An 18,406-nucleotide genomic window follows, 5' to 3' on the forward strand; every position below is an offset into this window, starting at 1 on the left:
ATCACGACAATGGAATATTTCCTTGAGCTGTTCATGGGTGGCCTCACCCGCGGCAGCATCTATGCTCTGATCGCCCTCGGCTACACCATGGTCTACGGCATCATCGAGCTGATCAACTTCGCCCACGGCGAGATCTACATGATCGGCGCCTTCACCGGGCTCATCGTGGCCGGGCTGCTGACCATGTTGGGCTTTCCGGTATCCGCCATCCTGGTCATCGCCATCGTGTGCGCGGTCATCTGGGCGGCGGCGTACGGCTTCACCATCGAGAAGATGGCCTACAAGCCGCTGCGCAACGCCCCCCGGCTGTCGCCGCTCATCTCCGCCATCGGCATGTCGATCTTCCTGCAGAACTACGTCATGCTCGCCCAGACCTCGGACTTCCTGCCTTTCCCCGAGCTCATTCCGCATTTCGACTTCATGGACAAGACGGGCTCGATCATGAGCTCGGCCGAGCTGGTCATCATCCTGGCCACCGTGGCCTCCTGCGTGGGGCTGACGCTGTTCATCAAGTTCACCAAGCTGGGCAAGGCCATGCGGGCCACGGCGCAGAACCGCAAGATGGCCATGCTGGTGGGCATCAACGTGGACATGGTCATTTCCGCAACCTTTGTCATCGGTTCCAGCCTGGCGGCCGTGGGCGGCGTGCTCATCGCCTCACACATCGGCCAGATCAACTATTACATAGGCTTCATCGCGGGCATCAAGGCGTTCACCGCCGCGGTGCTCGGCGGCATCGGCTCCCTGCCCGGAGCCATGCTCGGCGGCCTGGTCCTCGGCCTGACCGAGGCCTTCGCCACCGGCTACGTCTCCTCGGACTACGAGGACGTTTTCGCCTTCCTGCTGCTCGTCCTGATCCTGATCTTCAGGCCGTCGGGCATCATGGGCAAGGAAAAGACCCAGAAGGTCTAACCGGGATCATCGCGGCCCAAGCGGCCGCTCACCGCGCAAGGAATATACAGTGAGCATTGATAGCAACACCACGAACCAGAGCTTCCTCAGGTTCTTCCTGACCGCAGGGTGCGACGGCTACGCCCAGTCGGTCCGGAAGTCGTTCCTGGTGGCCCTGTGGTTCGTCTTCCTGACCTTCCCGATCATGGTCATCCGGGTGAACACCATCGAGCATACGGTGGTCTGGCACTGGAGCCGGATCGGGTACGTGGCCCTGGCCATCTTTTTCGGTTCCTTTGTCTGGCGCTGGCTGCTGGCGCGCAAGGAGCTCAAAAAGGACGACTCCCGGAACGAGACCCGGGTGGAGTCCCTGCTGACCCGGCTGCAGTCGCACCCGGTCCTCAGATACGCCGCCCTGGGTCTGCTGGCCCTGGCCGCCGTGGTCTACCCGCAGGTCTTCGACCTCTACCAGACCAACATCATGATCTCCTGCCTGGTCTACATCGTGCTCGGCCTGGGCCTGAACATCGTGGTCGGCCTGGCCGGTCTGCTCGACCTGGGCTACGTGGCCTTCTACGCCGTGGGCGCCTATGCCTATGCCCTGTGCAACATGCACTGGGGCATCGGGTTCTGGTACATGCTGCCCGTGGGCGCGGTCCTCGGGGCCGTGCTCGGCATACTCCTCGGCTTCCCGGTCCTGCGCCTTCGCGGCGACTACCTGGCCATCGTCACCCTGGGCTTCGGCGAGATCATCCGCCTGGTCCTCGAGAACTGGGGCGAAGTGACCATGGGCCCCTCCGGCATTTCCTCCATCGCCCGGCCCAGCCTGTTCGGCTTCCATCTCGACGTGGTCGGGTCCACGCAATATATGTATTACATCATGGTCGGCCTGATGGTCTTCACCATCTTCAGCGTCAACCGGCTGCAGAACTCCCGCATCGGGCGCGCCTGGCTGGCCCTGCGCGAGGACGAGATCGCCTGCCAGGCCATGGGCATCGACAAGGTCAAGACCAAGCTCATGGCCTTTGCCCTGGGCGCCACCTGGGCGGGCATGGCCGGCGTGGTCTTCGCGGCCAAGACGACCTTCATCAACCCGGCCTCGTTCACCTTCTGGGAATCGGCCATCATCCTGTCCATCGTGGTCATCGGCGGCATGGGCTCCATCCGGGGCGTCATCGCCGGGGCCATCATCCTCATCCTGGTGCCCGAGTACCTGCGAGAGTTCGCCCAGTTCCGCATGCTCCTGTTCGGGGCCATCATGGTCCTGGTCATGGTCTTCCGGCCCCAGGGGCTGATCAGCGCCAAGCGCAAGTTCTACGAATACAAGGTCGCAGAGGCGGAGGCCGTCCATGAGTAATCCAGTCCTGAACGTCAACGCCGTGAGCAAGGACTTCGGCGGCATCCGCGCCCTGGACGAGGTCGATCTGGTGGTCCACGACAAGGAGATCGTCGCCCTCATCGGCCCCAACGGGGCGGGCAAGACGACCTTCTTCAACTGCATCACCGGCATCTACACGCCGACCAGCGGCGACGTGCTCATCGACCCCGACGCCACGGGCAAGACCCGGCGCATCAACGGCCGCAAGCCGAACATCGTCACCGAGCTGGGCATGGCCCGGACCTTTCAGAACATCCGCCTGTTCCCGTCCATGACCGCCCTGGAAAACGTCATGATCGGCACCCACTGCCGGACCAAGTCTTCCATCTGGGGGGCCATCTCCCGCAACAGGGCCACCCGCCGCGAAGAGCGGGCCGTCGTCCAGAAGGCCTACGACCTGCTGGATCTGGTCGGGCTGAAGGAGTTCGTCAACGAGCTGGCCACGAACATGCCCTACGGCAAGCAGCGCAGGCTCGAGATCGCCCGCGCCCTGGCCACGGACCCGTTCCTCCTGCTCCTGGACGAGCCCGCCGCGGGCATGAACCCGCAGGAGACCCGCGACCTGGAAGACCTGATCATCGGCATTCGTGAAAAATTCAACATCTCCATCATGCTCATCGAGCACGACATGAAGATGGTCATGTCCATGTCCGACCGCATCTACGTGCTCGACTACGGGCGCATGATCGCGGACGGCACGCCCGAGGAGATCGCGGCGAATCCGGAGGTCATCAAGGCCTACCTCGGGGAGGAACACGATGACTAGGATGCTCGAACTGAAAAACGTCGACAGCTTTTACGGCAACATCCAGGCCCTGTACGACGTCAACCTGTACGTCGACCGGGGCGAGATCATCACCCTGATCGGGGCCAACGGGGCGGGCAAGTCCACCACGCTGATGACCATCTGCGGCGTGGTCCAGGCTCGCCAGGGCCAGGTCCTGTACCAGGACGACGACATCACCAGGCTCGCGCCCAACATCATCGTCAGCCAGGGCATCTGCCAGGTGCCCGAAGGCCGCCTGATCTTCCCGGAGCTGACCGTCCAGGAGAACCTGGACATGGGCGCGTTCATGCGCACCAACAAGGCCGAGATCAAGCGGGACATGGAATATTGCTTCGACCTGTTCCCCATCCTGGCGAGGCGGCGCAGGCAGCAGGGCGGCACTCTGTCCGGCGGCGAGCAGCAGATGCTGGCCATCGGCCGCGCGCTCATGGCCCGGCCCGCGCTCCTGCTTCTGGACGAGCCGTCCATGGGGCTGGCCCCGCTGGTGGTCAAGCAGATCTTCGAGATCATCAAGAAGGTCAACAGCGAGAACAACACGACCATCTTCCTGGTGGAGCAGAACGCCAACCTGGCGCTCAAGATCGGCCACCGGGGGTATGTCATGGAAAACGGGAGGGTTGTCCTCTCGGACACCTGCGACAAACTGCTCGCGAACGAGCAGGTAAAACGGGCCTACCTGGGTCTATAATGGAAACCACCGAGGCCGGGCGCTAAGCTCGGCCTTGTCATATTTGATCAGCAAAAACGCTCTGGAGGAATGACATGAGCAAAATACTCGATAAGGCTTTAACCTTTGACGATGTCCTGTTGTTGCCGGGCTATTCCAACGTCCTGCCCGACGCCGTTGACGTGTCCACCTATCTCACACCGGAGCTCAAACTGAACATTCCGCTGCTCTCCGCAGCCATGGACACGGTCACCGAGTCCCGCATGGCCATCTCCATGGCCCGGCACGGCGGCGCGGGCGTGATCCACAAGAACATGTCCGTGCGCGAGCAGGCGAGGGAGATCGACCGGGTCAAGAAGTCCGAATCCGGCATGATCTCCGACCCGATCACGGTCCACCCCGACGATGACCTGGGCAAGGTCAAGTCGATCATGACCGAGTACCGCATCTCCGGCCTCCCCGTGGTCAAGGGCGACCACCTGGTGGGCATCATCACCAACCGCGACATCCGTTTCGTCCAGGACGACAAGGCCCTGGTCTCCGAGCTGATGACCTCCCGCGACCTGGTCACCGTGCCCGAGGGCATCGACAACGAGGAGGCCAAGCGCAAGCTGCACCAGCACCGCATCGAGAAGCTGCTCGTGGTCGACGAGGAGAACCGCCTGAAAGGGCTGATCACCATCAAGGACATCAACAAGCACAAGAAGTACCCCGACGCGGTCAAGGACTCGCGCGGCCGCCTGCTGGTCGGCGCGGCCATCGGCATCGGCAAGGATTGCCTGTCCCGGTCCGAGGCCCTGCTGCACGCGGGCGCCGACTTCCTGGTCCTCGACTCGGCCCACGGCCACTCCGAGAACATCCTCAAGTCCACGCGCGAGCTGCGCGCGGCCTTCCCCGACCTCCAGTTGGTGGGCGGCAACGTGGCCACCTACGAGGGCGCCAAGGCGCTGATCGAGGCGGGCGTGGACACGGTCAAGGTCGGCATCGGCCCCGGCTCCATCTGCACCACCCGCATCGTGGCCGGCGTGGGCGTGCCGCAGATCACGGCGGTCATGGAGGCCAGCCGCGCGGCGCGCGAGGCCGACAAATGCATCATCGCGGACGGCGGCATCAAGTACTCCGGCGACGTGGTCAAGGCGCTGGCCGTGGGCGCGAACTGCTGCATGATGGGCTCGGTCCTGGCCGGCACCGAGGAGTCCCCGGGCGAGACCATCCTGTACCAGGGTCGGACCTACAAGCAGTACCGGGGCATGGGCTCCATCGACGCCATGAAGAAGGGCAGCTCGGACCGCTACTTCCAGGAGAAGTCCAAGAAGCTGGTCCCCGAGGGCATCGTCGGCCGGGTCCCCTATCGCGGCAAGGTGGGCGAGTCCCTGTACCAGTTCATCGGCGGCCTGCGCTCCGGCATGGGCTACACCGGTTCGGCCAACATCGGCGAGCTGTTCGAGAAGTCCAAGATGGTCCAGATCTCCTCGGCCGGCCTGCGCGAATCCCACGTCCACGACGTGACCATCACCAAGGAATCCCCCAACTACCGCGGCGACGGCTAGCCGCCGGTGTCCGGCCCGGTAATGGTAATTCGCCTTTTCATTTCTCCCATTGTGAATTAGAGAGAAACGCATGCACGACAATAGAGTACTCATCCTTGATTTTGGCAGTCAGTTCACTCAGCTGATCGCACGCAGAGTGCGCGAGGCCGGGGTGTATTCCGAGATCCACCCCTGCAACGTCGACCCCGAACGGGTCAAGGCGTTCAAGCCCTCGGCCCTGATCCTGTCCGGCGGCCCGTCCAGCGTTCTGGAAGGCGGCTGCCCCGAATTGAACATGGAATACCTCGAGATGGGTATCCCCGTGCTGGGCATCTGCTACGGCATGCAGCTGCTGGCCCACAATCTCGGCGGCCGGGTGGTGGCTTCCACCGACCGCGAATACGGCCGGGCCCAGTTCTCCGCGCAGAACGACTCCATCCTGTTCGACGGGGTGGAGGAGAAGGACGACCTGACCGTGTGGATGTCCCACGGCGACCGGGTCGAGGTCCTGCCCGACGGCTTCGTGCCCATGGGCAAGACCGACTCCATCGAGTTCGCGGCCATGGGCAACGTCGAGAAGAAAATCTACGCCCTCCAGTTCCACCCCGAAGTGGCCCACACCACGGACGGCTCCCTGATCATCCAGAACTTCCTGTTCAAGGTGGCCGGGCTTGAGGCCTCCTGGTCCATGGCCTCCTTCGTGGACACGACCATCGAGGCCCTCAAGGAGCAGGTCGGCGACGCCAAGGTCGTCCTCGGCCTGTCCGGCGGCATCGACTCCACCGTGGCCGCTGTCATGCTGCATAAGGCCATCGGCAAGAACCTGCACTGCATCTTCGTGGACAACGGGCTGCTGCGCATGGGCGAGCGCGAGGAGGTCATCGGCTTCTTGGCCGAGCACTTCGACCTCAACGTCAAGATGGTCGACGCGGCCGACGAATTCCTGTCCGACCTCAAAGGGGTCGAGGATCCGGAGAAGAAGCGCAAGCTCATCGGCTACAAGTTCATCGAGATCTTCGACCGCGAGGCCAAGGCCATCGAGGGCGTGGAGTTCCTGGGGCAGGGCACCCTGTACCCGGACGTCATCGAATCCGAATCCTTCAAGGGCCCCTCGGCCGTGATCAAATCCCACCACAACGTGGGCGGCCTGCCCGAGAAGATGAATCTCAAACTGGTCGAACCCCTGCGCGAGCTGTTCAAGGACGAGGTGCGCCGCGCCGCCTACGAGCTCGGCCTGCCCGAGCACATCATCTGGCGTCAGCCGTTCCCCGGCCCGGGCTTGTCCATCCGGGTCATCGGCGAGGTCACCGAGGAGCGGCTCAAGATCCTCCGCCTGGCCGACAAGATCGTCCAGAACGAGATGATCGCCGCGGACTGGTACCGCAAGGTCTGGCAGGGCTTCGCCGTGCTCCTGCCGCTCAAGACCGTGGGCGTCATGGGCGACGACCGGACCTACGAGAACGTCATCGCCCTGCGCATCGTCGATTCCCTGGACGCCATGACCGCGGACTGGTCCAGGGTTCCCTCCGAGCTGCTGGCCCGCATGTCCAACCGGATCATCCGGGAGGTCAAGGGCGTCAACCGGGTGGTTCTGGACATCTCCTCCAAGCCGCCGAGCACCATAGAGTGGGAATAACCCGAGCAATTAAACCGATTACCCAGGTGAGCATATGTTTGGAATAGGCGGACCCGAATTATTGATTATCTGCGTGGTGGCGCTCATCGTCATCGGCCCTCAGAAGCTGCCCGAGCTGCTTCGTTCCCTGGGCAAGGGCGTGGCCGAGTTCAAGCGCGTGGGCAACGAGGTCAAGTCGACCCTGGACGACGAGGTCAGCAAGGCCGAGGCCGCCGCCCGCAAGAAGGAAGTGGACGCCGAACTGGCCCGGCGCAAGGCCGAGAAGGCCCAGCAGGAGGCGGCCGCCGAAGCGGTCGTCGAGGCCGAGCCCGGGACCGCCGGTGCCGAATCTCCGGCCGACGAGACCGAGCCCGAAGAGAAAAAGGCCTAAGTTCCGATGCATTCCGACAAAGACGATGTCAAAGGTCCCGAAGAGGAGCCTGTCGCCGGGAATACCGTGGAGCCCGAGGAGGACCCGTCCCTGATCGACGAGGAACCGTCCCCGACCGACCCGGAGAACGGGGAACAGCCTGAATCCGCCGAGCCTGAATCCGCAAAGCCGGAGACCGGCGAGGCGGCGGAGGGCGCGGACGGCTCCGGCGGGAGCGAAGAGGGCGGCGACGCGGTCGCCCCGCCCGAACCGCCCGAGGTCCACGCAGCGACCGCCGTTCCGGCCGAAGGCGGGGACGGCGGGGACGACGATCCGGCCGCCGCAGCGGCCGATGACGAGCCCGACGAAGAGGACGACGAATCCGAAGAGGACGCGGAGCTCGAGGACGGCGAGGGGGCCCAGATGTCCCTGCTCGACCACCTCGGCGAGCTGCGTTCCCGGCTGACCCGCGCGGCGCTCGCCGTGTGCGTGGGCATGGTCGCCTGTTATTCCTTTGCCGGGCAGATGTTCGACATCCTCATGCAGCCCATGGTGGATGTCTTCCAGAAGCAGGCGGCCGCCACCGCCCCGCTGTTGACCCCGGAGTTCTACCAGCAGCTCGGCGCGGTCTTCGAGAAGATGCTTGCCGCCAACGGGTTCAATCATCCCGAACAGATGCAGATCTTCATGGGTGCCCTGCAAAAGGCGCTCATGGCCGTGGCCCGGGAAGGGCACTTCCAGTACACCTACCCGGCCGAGGCCTTCTTCGCGCACATCAAGATATCCATCGTGGCGGGCCTCTTTCTGGTCAGCCCGTACGTGTTCGCCCAGATCTGGGGCTTCATCGCCCCGGGCCTGTACGCCCACGAGCGCAAGTGGATGGTGCCCATGGCCCTGCTCTCGGGCATGTTCTTCACCGGCGGCGCGCTGTTCGGCTATTTCCAGGTCTTCCCCTACGCCTTCGAGTTCTTTGCGGGATTCTCCAACTCGGGCATCCAGTTCGTTCCGAAGCTCAACGAATACCTGAGTTTCTGCCTGAAACTCCTGTTCGCCTTCGGCCTGGTCTTCGAGTTGCCCCTGTTCATCTTCTTCCTGGCCAGGCTGGGCATGGTTTCGTCCACGGGGCTGCGCAGGAAGCGCAAGTACGCCATCCTGTGCGCCTTTGTCGTGGCAGCCATCCTGACCCCGCCCGATCCCTTCACCCAGTGCCTCATGGCCGGACCCCTGATCGTCCTCTACGAGATCGGCATCTGGGTTGCCTACTTCTTCGGCAAGAAGGAGAAGCGCCACCTCAAGAAGCAGGCCGAGGCAGAGGCCAAGGCCCAGGCCGAACTGGACGCCGCCGCCGACGGGGACGGGGAAGAAACGCCGTAACGACCGAATCCGGGGCGGGCATCGCAAAAGTCGGTGCCTGCCCTGTTTATTTTTCTAGTCTTTTCCTCTATGTATGGGGATGACGCTCATGTTCTACAGGAAAGGAGTGCGCCATGCGCCAGGCCACAGTGGCTCGGACCACCAAGGAAACGGACATATCGCTGACCCTGAACCTCGACGGTGAAGGCAAGGTGGCGGTGGACACCGGCATCGGGTTCGCCGACCACATGCTCACCCTGTGCGCCTTCTGGGCCGGGTTCGACCTGGAGTTGACCTGCAAGGGCGACCTGGAGATCGATACCCACCACAGCCTGGAGGATGTCGGGCTCTGCCTGGGCCAGGCCCTGGCCGAGGCCCTGGGCGACAAGCGGGGCATCAACCGCGTGGCCTCGGCCAAGGTTCCCATGGACGAGGCCCTGGCCGAAGTGGTCGTGGACCTCTCCGGCCGCCCCTACATCGTCTACGACGACGCCTTGTTGCCCGGCCTCATCGCGGGCGACGAGAAGGACGTCTGGCGTGAATTCCTGAAGTCCCTGGCCTACAAGGCGGGCATGAACCTGCATGTCAAATTTGAGTACGGCCAAAACGGCCATCACCTGCTGGAAGCGGCCTTCAAGGCCCTGGGCCTGGCCCTGGCCCACGCGGTCACCGTGGGGCGCAAAGGGGTTTCCAGCACCAAAGGGAGTCTCGACTGATGAAACGTTCCGCTGTCTTTTTCGCCCTGGCCCTGTCAAGCTTGGCCCTGCTGGTTGCGGCCGGTTGCGCCAAGTCCACCCGGACGGCCGCCGTGCCTCGTCCCGAGGGCAAGCTGGCCGTGGCCGGGTTCACCAATCCCACCTACAGCTGGGAACTCCTGGCGGGCTACCTCGACGAGGAGGGCAAGCCCGCGCCCGCAGGGACCATCGAGACTCTGGACATGATCCTGACCAACACCCTGCAGAAGCACCAGGTCTTCGACTACATCACCCCGGACGCCGTGCGCCAGTGCGAGGACGTGGTCGTGTTCGAGGACTCGGGCAAGCCCCGCGTGTCCGCGTGGAAGTACTGGCTCGGCGTGGGCAAATGCATCCAGGCCGACTATCTGCTCGTCCCGCAGCTGACCACCTGGCGCGAGCGGGTCGGCAGCGACGCGGGCGTGGATACCCCGGCCTCGGTGGCCATCGATTTCTACCTCATCGACGTCAAGAACGAGCGGATGATCCGCTCCCGCTACGAGGAGACCCAGCAGTCCCTGCTGGAGAACCTCTACAACGCCAAGAAGTTCGCTGCCCGGGGCGGCAAGTGGGTGACCGCCACCCGCCTGGCCCAGGACGGCATGGACGAGAAACTCACGGAACTCGGATTATGATTCTTTTTCCCGCTGTCGACATCAAGAACGGTGAATGCGTCCGCCTGGCCCAGGGCAAGGAGGACGAGGTCACCGTATTCGCCTCGGACCCCGTTGCCCAGGCGCGCTACTGGGAGGACCTCGGCGCGCGTTACCTCCACGTGGTGGACCTGGACGGGGCCTTTTCCGGCGTGCCCAAGAACTTCGAGCTGATCAAGGCCATCTGCTCCGAGATCGCCATCCCGGTGCAGCTCGGCGGCGGCATCCGCGACATCGCCACGGCCCAAAAGTACATAGAGGCGGGCGTGAGCCGGTTGATCATCGGCACCATGGCCCTGGAGGACCCGGAGCTCTTCTCCGACCTGTGCCGGGCCCTGCCCGGGCGCATCGGCGTCTCCCTGGACGCCGTGGACGGCAAGCTCAAGACCAAGGGCTGGGTCGAGGACGCGGGCCTGACCATCGACGACGTCCTGCCGCGCCTGGAAAAGGACGGCATCCGCTTCATCGTCTACACCGATATCTCCCGCGACGGCATGCAGACCGGCGTGAACCTCGACGCCCTGGCCGCCCTGTGCGCCAAGACCTCGGTCCCGGTCATCGCCGCCGGCGGCGTCCATACCCTCGACGACATCAAGAATCTCTACCCCCTGTCGCAAAAGGGGCTGGAGGGCGCCATCTCCGGCCGGGCCATCTACGTCGGCACCCTGGACGTGAAGGAAGCCAACGCCTGGATCGACGCCCAGTAGGCGACCCCGGCGACAACGCGCATGAAAAAGGCCCCGCTGATGCGGGGCCTTTTTTTTGTTCAGAGTTCCTGGCGTTGATAGCCATTCAGGAAATCGCCTAATTGTTTGTCCGAGCGCAGGATGTGATCGGTCAGCCAGTTCCGGAGGAAGGGGAGCAGGACCTCGGGCACCGTGTCGTCTCCGGCGAGATACTGGACGTACAGTTGCCTGGCGTTGGCGGCGAGTTCCTGGTGTTCCAGCTTGTGCGCCTCGATCCTGTCGTAGCCGTGCTCCTCCATGAGGGCTTCCTCATGATCGAAGTGCCAGTTGGTGTAGTCGATCAGTTCGGTCAGTATCGTCTCGACGGCCTGTCGCGGGGAGGTCTGCTTGACCGCGCCGTGGGCGGCGTTGAAGAGGGCGATCAGCTTTTGGTGATCGTCGTCTATGGCCGGATACCCGACACTCAGCGCCTTGCCCCAGGTGATGATGGGCATTGCCCCAATCGCCGCCTATTTCTCGTTGTACATGTGCACATCCTGTTGCGGGAACGGGATGGAGATGCCTTCCTGGTCGAAGACCAGCTTCACCTTCTCGGTCAGGGCGAAGTACACGCCCCAATAGTCGGCGGTCTTGCACCACGGGCGGACCACGAAGTTGACCGAGGAGTCGGCCAGCTCCATGACCTCGATGACCGGTTTGGGATCGGCCAGCACGCGCGGCTCCTCGGAGACGATGCGCTCCAGGGTCTTTTTGGCCTTGAGCAGGTCGTCGTCGTAGCCGATGCCGAAGGTCATGTCCACGCGCCGGGTGTCGTTGGCCGTCACGTTGGTGATGGTCCCGCCGAGCACGGCGGAGTTGGGCACGGTGATGACCTTGTTGTCCGGGGTGGTCAGCACGGTGTTGAAGATGTTGATGGCCGTGACCGTGCCGGACTGGCCGCCCGCGGTCACGTAGTCGCCCTTCTTGAAGAACTTGAGCAGGATGAGCATGACGCCCGCCGCGAAGTTGGACAGGGAGTCCTTCAGGGCCAGGCCCACGGCCAGGCCGGCGGCGCCGAGTACGGCCAGGAAGCTGGTCACGTTGATGCCCGCCTGGCCCAGCGCCGCGATGACCACGGCGGCGATCAGCGCGTAGTAGGTGATGTTCTTGAGGAACGAGGCCAGGGTCTCGTCGACCTTGGCCTTGATCAGGACCTGCCTGATCCCGCGTGCCAGGGCCTTGGCGACGATCCGCCCGATGACGAATATGAGCAGGGCCACGATGATGCGCAGACCGTACTGGGTGACGTACGCCATGATGGTCTCGGTCAGTTGGGAAATATTGATGTCCATGGTTCCTCCGAAAAATGAATGATGATTTCGTCGTGGGAATTGTTAGCACATGGAAGGCGATATCGGAACAGTTTTATGGGCAAAATGCGACGTCTTTTCGCCTACCCGTCGCCCCATTTCCCGTGCTCGTCCACCCGGATGTATTTCTGGAAGGTGTAGTAGAACCCGGCCAGCGCATTGCACAGCCCGGCGGTGCCGTCCAGGAAGCCGAGCTTGAGCAGGTAGAGCTTGACGAAGCGCACGGCGGCGTGGAGCAGGGCCCGGGCCGGGCCGCCCTTGCGGCCCTTTTCGCGCAGGGCGGCCGCGCCCTCCTCGGCGTAGTAGTTGATCTTGTCCATGTGCTGGCGGAAGGACTCGTAGGGGTAGTGCAGGATGTCGCCGGACAGCTTCTTTGTCTCGCCCAGCGGGTTGAAGTGGTAGTGCGCGCCCGAGGCCGTGACTTCCATTTTGCCGGCCCGGAAGACGCGGAAGAGGTAGTCCGGATACCACCCGGAGTGCTTCATGAACCGGTTGAAGTAGAAGGAACTGCGGGGCACGAGATAGCCCGCCACCGGCTCGCCCGCCTTGAGCCTGTCCTCGATGTTCGCGCGCAGTTCGTCGGTCAGGAACTCGTCCTGGTCCAGGGAGACCACCCAGGCGGTGCCGATCTCCCCCAGCGCGAACCGGAACTGGTCCACCGGGCCGGGCCAGGGCCGGACCACGACCCGCGCGCCGCACTTCTCCGCGATCTCGCGGGTGCGGTCCGTGGACTGCGAGTCCACCACCAGAAGCTCGTCGCAGAAGTCGAGCGACTTGAGGCATTTTTCGAGCAGCCGCTCGCCATTGTAGGTCAGGACCAGGCCGGTCACGGTTTCGCGCATGGTTTTCTCCTTGGGCAGGGGGATCATAGCCGCTATCGGCGGCCCGGTCCATCCGAAACGAAAAGGCCCCCCTTCCTGCGAAGAGGGGCCCTTGGTGTATTGCGGATTAGAGGTCGGTGTGATGGTCCGGGCCGGACGGGTTGACCTCGTCGGGCAGGGGGTCGTTGCAGTCCTTGCAGGGCAGGATCAGGTTCAGGGCCACGCCGATCACGCCGGACAGGCCGATGCCGCCGAGCTTGACCACGATCAGGTCGAAGCTCATGCCGCCGATGCCGAAGACCAGGATGATGGCCACGATGGCCAGGTTGCGCGGCAGCATCAGGTCGTTGCCCGCGCGCACCAGGGTGTTGATGCCGATGACGGTGATGGCCCCGAAGAGCAGGATCATGATGCCGCCCATGACCGGCACCGGGATGGTGTTCAGGAACGCGCCGAGCTTGCCCACGAAGGCCAGGATGATGGCGGTGAGGGCCGCCCAGGTCATGATGGCCGGGTTGAAGGAGCGGGTCAGGGCCACGGCCCCGGAGACCTCGGAGTAGGTGGTGTTCGGCGGGCCGCCCAGGCAGGCCGCCAGGGAGGTGGCCAGGCCGTCGCCGAGCAGGGTGTTCTGGATGCCGGGGTCCTTGACGTAGTCCTTGCCGGAGATGCCGCCGATGGCCAGGATGTCGCCGAAGTGTTCGATGGCCGGGGCGATGGCCACGGGCACGATGAACAGGACGGCTTCGAGGTTCCAGGTGGGGAACGTGAACTTGGGCATTTCCAGGATCGGGGCCTCGGCGATCTTGCCGAAGCTGACCAGGGCCGGAGCGGTCCAGTTCTGGAGCTGGCCGGGATCGAAGGTGGCCTGCTGGGCCGCGGAGAAGCCGGTGGCGTCCAGGATCAGGGAGGTCGCGTAGCCCGCGGCGATGCCGAGCATGATCGGGATCAGCTTGATCCATCCCTTGCCCAGCAGGGAGGTGAAGATGGTGGTCAGCAGGGCCACGCCCGCGATGATCATGGCCGTGGTGTTGGGCACCAGCCAGGCCGAGCCGTCGCCGGTGCGGCCCATGGCCATGTGCACGGCGGTGGGGGCCAGGATCAGGCCGATGACCATGATCACCGGGCCGGTGACCACGGGCGGCAGCACGCGGCGCAGCATGTTGGAGCCGTAGATGCGGATGAGCACGCTGAGGATCACGTAGAGCAGGCCTGCGGCCGCCAGGCCGCACATGGTCGACGGGATGCCCCAGGTCTGAACGCCGTAGATGATCGGCGCGATGAAGGCGAAACTGGAGGCCAGGAACACCGGGACCTTGCCCCGGGTAATGACCTGGAACAGCAGGGTGCCCGCGCCCGCCGTGAACAGGGCCACGTTCGGGTCCAGCCCGGTCAGCAGCGGCACCAGGACCAGCGCGCCGAATGCCACGAAAAGCATCTGCGCGCCGAGCAGGGCGTCCTTTGGTCTGAAATTGTACTCGGTGGAATGCACGTTACTCATCTTTACCCACTCCTCTCTCTCTTGGTTGCGGAGCCCCCCGACTCCTTTGTTGCCCCTGAATTCCCAAAAAAAGGCACGCTGTGCAGCGTGCCCTTTGCCTACTTGGTGCCGAATATCTTGTCCCCCGCGTCTCCGAGACCGGGGATGATATAGCCTACGTCGTTCAATTTCTCGTCCACCGCCGCGGTGTAGATTTCCACGTCGGGGTGCTCCTTGAGGATGCGTTCGATGCCCTCGGGCGCGGCGCACAGGAACAGGCCACGGATGGACTTGCAGCCCGCCTCCTTGAGCAGCTTGATGGTCGCGTTCAGGGTGCCGCCGGTGGCCAGCATGGGATCCAGGATCAGGGCCATGCGCTCTTCGATGTTCTTGGCCAGCTTGACGTAGTACTGGACGGGCTCCAGCGTCTCCTCGTTGCGGTAGAAGCCGACCACGGACGCCTTGGCGCCGGGTATCATGTCGAAGACGCCGTCCATCATGCCGAGACCGGCGCGCAGGATGGGCACCACGGTGACCTTCTTGCCCTTGATGCTGTCCACCTCGACCTTGCCCGCCCATCCCTTGATGGTCCTCTTCTCGGTCTCGAAATCCTTGGTCGCCTCGTAGGTGAGCAGCCGGGTGATCTCGTTGGCCAGTGTCCGGAAATGGCTGGTGGAAATGTCGTGCTGACGGAGCAGACCAACCTTGTGCCGGATAAGCGGGTGGTCAACCAGGTGTAAGGCCATGTTCGCCTCTCTTTGGGTTTTGATAATATGTAGAGAAAGTTTCAATTGCGCAAAATTTCTTTTTTCTATGCCGATGCCGGGAACGGGTCAAGAGCCAATTTTGTAAACGATGAGTGCATAAAACCAATTAGAATTTTACTTTCCAATGATTCCCGGTATATCACTTTGACCATGACGAACGACAAATCCGAACAGCGGTGGGAGCGGACGGTTTCAATGAGCGACGCGGGCTTGCGCCTGGACAAGTTTTGGGGCCGGGAGCTGGCCGGGGAGGGCGTTTCCCGTGGCCGGATCAAGGGCTGGATCGAGTCCGGCCTGGCCCTTGTCGACGGCGAGGTCGCGGACAAGGGCAACCGGAAGCTGGCCCCGGGCCAGGACGTGGCCATCCGGGCCGCCGGGCCCGAACCCGGCGAATTCGCGGCTGAGCCCGTCCGGGGCGACATCGAAGCGGTCTACGAGGACGAGCAGATGCTCGTGGTCGTCAAGCCCGCCGGGCTGACCACCCATCCCGCGCCGGGCGAACCCGGCCCCACCCTGGTCAACCTGCTGATCCACCAGTGGCCGGACATCGCCGCCGAAAACAGCTCCATGGACCCGCAGCGGCCGGGCATCGTCCACCGCCTGGACAAGGACACCTCCGGGCTCATGGCCGTGGCCCGGACCGAACCGGCGCGCCTGGCCCTGTCCGCGAGCTTTGCCGGGCACGAGACCTTCAAGGTCTACCTGGCCCTGGTCCACGGGCGCCCCAAGCCCTCGCAGGGGACCATCGACGCGCCCATGGGCCGCGACCCGCGCCACAAGACGCGCATGGCCGTGCTGCCCAAGGGCGGGCGCGAGGCGCGCAGCGACTACCGGGTGCTCTGGACCGGCCCGCGCGGCCTGGCCTCCCTGGTGGCCGTGCGCATCCACACCGGCCGGACCCACCAGATCCGCGTGCACATGGCCCACATCGGCCATCCGCTGCTGGGCGACGCGGTCTACGGCCCGCGCGAGAACGCCGAGTGGGCGCGGCGGCCCGACCTGCTGGCCGGGCTGGCCCCGCGCCAGATGCTCCACGCCTTCTATCTCCGCGTGCCCCATCCGGCCACGGGCGAACCCGTGACCCGCTGGCTGGCCCCGCCCGAGGATTTCCGCACGCTCCTCGCCGGGCTGACCCGCGAGTGTCTGCGCGTGGGCATCGTGGGCATGCCGGGCGGCGGCAAGTCCGCCCTGCTTAAGGCGCTACGCGACCTGGGACGGCCCTGCTTCTCGGCGGACGAGTCCGTGGCCGGGCTGTACGCGCCGGGCGGCGACGGCGCGGCCATGATCCGGCAGCGCTACGGCGGCCAGTACACCCTGGACGACGGCGGCGTGGACAAGCCGGGCCTCTTCAAGGCCATGCGCGAATCCGAGTCCGTGCGGCGTGAAGTCATGGACATGGTCCACCCCATGGTCCGCCATCAGTGCGAGGAATTCTTCCGGGCCCACCGCGACGAGCCCGTGGCCTACGCCGAAATTCCCCTGCTCCTGGAAGGAGGGTGGCACAGGAACGGCACGGTCGACCTGGTGGCCGGGGTGCGCTGCCCGGAGGCCAAGCGCACCGGGGAGCTGCGCGAACTCCGCCGCCTCTCGCCGGAGATCCTGGCCGTGTTCGACTCCTGGCAGTGGCCCGAGGCGGACAAGCTCGCGGCCTGCGACGTGGTCGTGGACAATGACAAGGGACTGGCCGAACTGGCCGAAGGGGCGCGGAATCTGGACGAGACCGCAAAGGCCGCCTGGGAGCGGCGCAACCGGGAGTTCTCGGACTGGATGGACGGGCTGTGGCCCGGGCTGGCCGCCGAGCTTGACGGGCAACCGGCCGCCGAACCGGCCGGGAGGGGCGAGGCGTGATCCCCATCCGCGACAACGTGCCGCGCGAGACCCGGCCCTATGCCGTGCTGTCGATCATCGCCGTCAACGCCCTCGTCTTCCTGGCCGTCTACAGCATGACGCCCGAGGCCAGGACGCGGATCTACTATCTCTTCGGGGTGGTCCCGGCCCGGTTCTTCCAGCCGGACTGGGCGGCCTGGGCGGGGTTTCCGGATACCCTGGGCTGGCCCTTTCTGACCTACATGTTCCTGCACGGCGGCTGGCTGCACGTCATCCTGAACATGTGGATGCTCTGGATATTCGGGGACAACATCGAGGACGTCACCGGCCACGGCTGGTTCGCGCTCTTCTACGTGCTCTGCGGTCTGGCCGCCGTGGCCACGCACATGGCCTTCGAGCGGTCCTCGCCTTTGCCGGTCATCGGCGCGTCCGGGGCCATCGCCGGGATCATGGGCGCGTACATCGTGCTCTATCCGCACGGCAAGGTCCTGACCCTGATCCCGGTCTTCTTCTTCCCCTTCATCTTCCGCATCCCCGCGTCCCTGTTCCTGGGGTTCTGGTTCGTCACGCAGATCCTCTCCGGGGTTTACTCCTCGGCCCACGGCGCGCAGAACGTGGCCTGGTGGGCGCACGTGGGCGGATTCCTCACCGGGATCATCCTGATCCGCTGGTTCCGCCGCCCCGGCCGGTGCCGCTACTGCTACAACCCGGACACCAAGGACTACGACCCCGAGGAAACGGGGCCGCCTGCCGGTTGAGTAGAAAAACAGAGATGGATGCCGCTTCGCGGCGATAGATTGATGACTTCGCCTTGATTCGCCCCGTCCTGGGGCTCACCCCTCCGGGGTCGCGCCTTACCAGGCGCGGTCCAAATCCGCTGTCCTGCGGATTTGTCGGCGGGCAGGGGCTCGCACCCCTGCACCCCATTTTGCGCCTGCGGCGCGGGGTGCTACAGCGCCCGGAACCGGTCGGCCAGGCGCCAGCGGTCCACCAGGGCCGCCACCGCCGGGGGGACCAGACTCCGCCACTCGCCGCCGTCTCGGATGGCCGCGCGCACGTCCGTGCCGCTTATCCCCTTCTCGCTTTCGGGTCGTTCCCACATGACGTGGGTTGTCAGTCCCAGCCTCTCGAACCGCTTGCGCTTCTCCCGTCCCCAGTCGTCGTAGATGGTCAGGTAATAGACCGCGTCGCGCGGGGCGCACCCTTCGAGCAGCTCCGGGCAGTTGATCGGGAAGGGAATCACGGAAAAGGCGTGCCGGTCCACCCCGGCCTCCATCAGGGCGGCCTCGATCATGGCCTTGCGCTCCTCGAAGGTCAGGGGGTTGTTTTCCCGGCTGGACCGCTCCGGGTTGGTGATCTCCTCGCGGGTGGAGGCCGCGTCCGGGTTGGTCACGCCGATGATCAGCCGCTCGCACAGTCTCTTGCCCGCCAGCAGGTAGGTCAGGTGGTCGTTGTGCAGGACCTGGAACCGTCCGTGGATGAAGCCGAGAGGGTGCATGGTC

General features: G+C 64.7%; 19 protein-coding genes. 13 read left to right on the forward strand and 6 right to left on the reverse strand.

The features are described from left to right. The first annotated feature begins 9 nt into the window (after positions 1-9). The 11 genes from AB6M95_RS03225 to hisA all read left to right on the forward strand — a co-directional run bounded on the left by AB6M95_RS03225 (position 10) and on the right by hisA (position 10,684). Complete coding sequence (locus tag AB6M95_RS03225) at positions 10-912, forward strand: branched-chain amino acid ABC transporter permease (protein WP_371385293.1); 903 nt, start codon at positions 10-12, stop codon at positions 910-912. Between the two features lie 97 nt (positions 913-1,009). Beyond that, positions 1,010-2,248, forward strand: a complete 1,239-nt coding sequence (locus AB6M95_RS03230) for an ABC transporter permease subunit (RefSeq protein WP_371385363.1) — start codon at positions 1,010-1,012, stop codon at positions 2,246-2,248. Then, positions 2,241-3,035, forward strand: coding sequence for an ABC transporter ATP-binding protein (locus AB6M95_RS03235; RefSeq protein ID WP_371385294.1), 795 nt, complete (start codon positions 2,241-2,243; stop codon positions 3,033-3,035). The genes AB6M95_RS03230 and AB6M95_RS03235 overlap by 8 nt, the downstream gene beginning before the upstream one ends. Position 3,036: 1 nt before the next feature. Beyond that, positions 3,037-3,744: an ABC transporter ATP-binding protein gene (locus AB6M95_RS03240; RefSeq protein ID WP_371385364.1), complete on the forward strand. Its 708-nt coding sequence runs from the start codon at positions 3,037-3,039 to the stop codon at positions 3,742-3,744. 74 nt (positions 3,745-3,818) lie between these two features. Continuing rightward, on the forward strand, positions 3,819-5,273 hold the full coding sequence (gene guaB, locus AB6M95_RS03245; RefSeq protein ID WP_371385295.1) for an IMP dehydrogenase: 1,455 nt from the start codon (positions 3,819-3,821) through the stop codon (positions 5,271-5,273). A gap of 70 nt (positions 5,274-5,343) precedes the next feature. Then, positions 5,344-6,888 (forward strand): glutamine-hydrolyzing GMP synthase, encoded by a 1,545-nt coding sequence (gene guaA / locus AB6M95_RS03250; RefSeq protein ID WP_371385296.1) that lies wholly within the window; start codon positions 5,344-5,346, stop codon positions 6,886-6,888. Positions 6,889-6,922: 34 nt separating this feature from the next. After that, complete coding sequence (tatB, locus tag AB6M95_RS03255) at positions 6,923-7,258, forward strand: Sec-independent protein translocase protein TatB (protein WP_371385297.1); 336 nt, start codon at positions 6,923-6,925, stop codon at positions 7,256-7,258. Positions 7,259-7,264: 6 nt separating this feature from the next. Further along, a complete protein-coding gene (gene tatC, locus AB6M95_RS03260; RefSeq protein ID WP_371385298.1) occupies positions 7,265-8,611 on the forward strand; it encodes a twin-arginine translocase subunit TatC in 1,347 nt (448 codons plus the stop codon). A gap of 113 nt (positions 8,612-8,724) precedes the next feature. Continuing rightward, positions 8,725-9,306, forward strand: coding sequence for an imidazoleglycerol-phosphate dehydratase HisB (gene hisB, locus AB6M95_RS03265; RefSeq protein ID WP_371385299.1), 582 nt, complete (start codon positions 8,725-8,727; stop codon positions 9,304-9,306). Then, the gene (locus AB6M95_RS03270) at positions 9,306-9,959 is read left to right on the forward strand and encodes a hypothetical protein (protein WP_371385300.1); all 654 of its coding nucleotides are present in this window, start codon (positions 9,306-9,308) and stop codon (positions 9,957-9,959) included. The genes hisB and AB6M95_RS03270 overlap by 1 nt, the downstream gene beginning before the upstream one ends. Then, positions 9,956-10,684, forward strand: a complete 729-nt coding sequence (gene hisA / locus AB6M95_RS03275) for a 1-(5-phosphoribosyl)-5-[(5-phosphoribosylamino)methylideneamino]imidazole-4-carboxamide isomerase (RefSeq protein WP_371385301.1) — start codon at positions 9,956-9,958, stop codon at positions 10,682-10,684. The genes AB6M95_RS03270 and hisA overlap by 4 nt, the downstream gene beginning before the upstream one ends. Before the next feature lie 59 nt (positions 10,685-10,743). On the opposite strand, the gene AB6M95_RS03280 is transcribed toward hisA, so the two are convergent. The 5 genes from AB6M95_RS03280 to upp all read right to left on the reverse strand — a co-directional run bounded on the left by AB6M95_RS03280 (position 10,744) and on the right by upp (position 15,056). Continuing rightward, complete coding sequence (locus AB6M95_RS03280) at positions 10,744-11,157, reverse strand: bacteriohemerythrin (protein ID WP_371385302.1); 414 nt, start codon at positions 11,155-11,157, stop codon at positions 10,744-10,746. A 15-nt stretch (positions 11,158-11,172) separates the two neighbouring features. Then, on the reverse strand, positions 11,173-11,994 hold the full coding sequence (locus AB6M95_RS03285; protein ID WP_371385303.1) for a mechanosensitive ion channel family protein: 822 nt from the start codon (positions 11,992-11,994) through the stop codon (positions 11,173-11,175). Positions 11,995-12,095: 101 nt separating this feature from the next. Continuing rightward, positions 12,096-12,854, reverse strand: coding sequence for a glycosyltransferase family 2 protein (locus AB6M95_RS03290; RefSeq protein WP_371385304.1), 759 nt, complete (start codon positions 12,852-12,854; stop codon positions 12,096-12,098). A 106-nt stretch (positions 12,855-12,960) separates the two neighbouring features. Further along, positions 12,961-14,331: a uracil-xanthine permease family protein gene (locus AB6M95_RS03295; RefSeq protein ID WP_371385305.1), complete on the reverse strand. Its 1,371-nt coding sequence runs from the start codon at positions 14,329-14,331 to the stop codon at positions 12,961-12,963. Positions 14,332-14,429: 98 nt separating this feature from the next. After that, on the reverse strand, positions 14,430-15,056 hold the full coding sequence (gene upp / locus AB6M95_RS03300) for a uracil phosphoribosyltransferase (protein ID WP_371385306.1): 627 nt from the start codon (positions 15,054-15,056) through the stop codon (positions 14,430-14,432). 216 nt (positions 15,057-15,272) lie between these two features. Here upp and AB6M95_RS03305 point away from each other — a divergent pair, with 216 nt between their 5' ends. Beyond that, the gene (locus AB6M95_RS03305) at positions 15,273-16,925 is read left to right on the forward strand and encodes a dephospho-CoA kinase (RefSeq protein ID WP_371385307.1); all 1,653 of its coding nucleotides are present in this window, start codon (positions 15,273-15,275) and stop codon (positions 16,923-16,925) included. Then, positions 16,922-17,662: a rhomboid family intramembrane serine protease gene (locus tag AB6M95_RS03310; RefSeq protein ID WP_371385308.1), complete on the forward strand. Its 741-nt coding sequence runs from the start codon at positions 16,922-16,924 to the stop codon at positions 17,660-17,662. The genes AB6M95_RS03305 and AB6M95_RS03310 overlap by 4 nt, the downstream gene beginning before the upstream one ends. A gap of 191 nt (positions 17,663-17,853) precedes the next feature. On the opposite strand, the gene AB6M95_RS03315 is transcribed toward AB6M95_RS03310, so the two are convergent. After that, entirely contained in the window at positions 17,854-18,402 is a 549-nt protein-coding gene (locus tag AB6M95_RS03315) for a nicotinate-nucleotide adenylyltransferase (protein ID WP_371385309.1), read from the reverse strand. Positions 18,403-18,406: the final 4 nt, after the last annotated feature.

This window comes from Pseudodesulfovibrio karagichevae (assembly GCF_041414475.1).
Classification (GTDB): domain Bacteria; phylum Desulfobacterota; class Desulfovibrionia; order Desulfovibrionales; family Desulfovibrionaceae; genus Pseudodesulfovibrio; species Pseudodesulfovibrio karagichevae.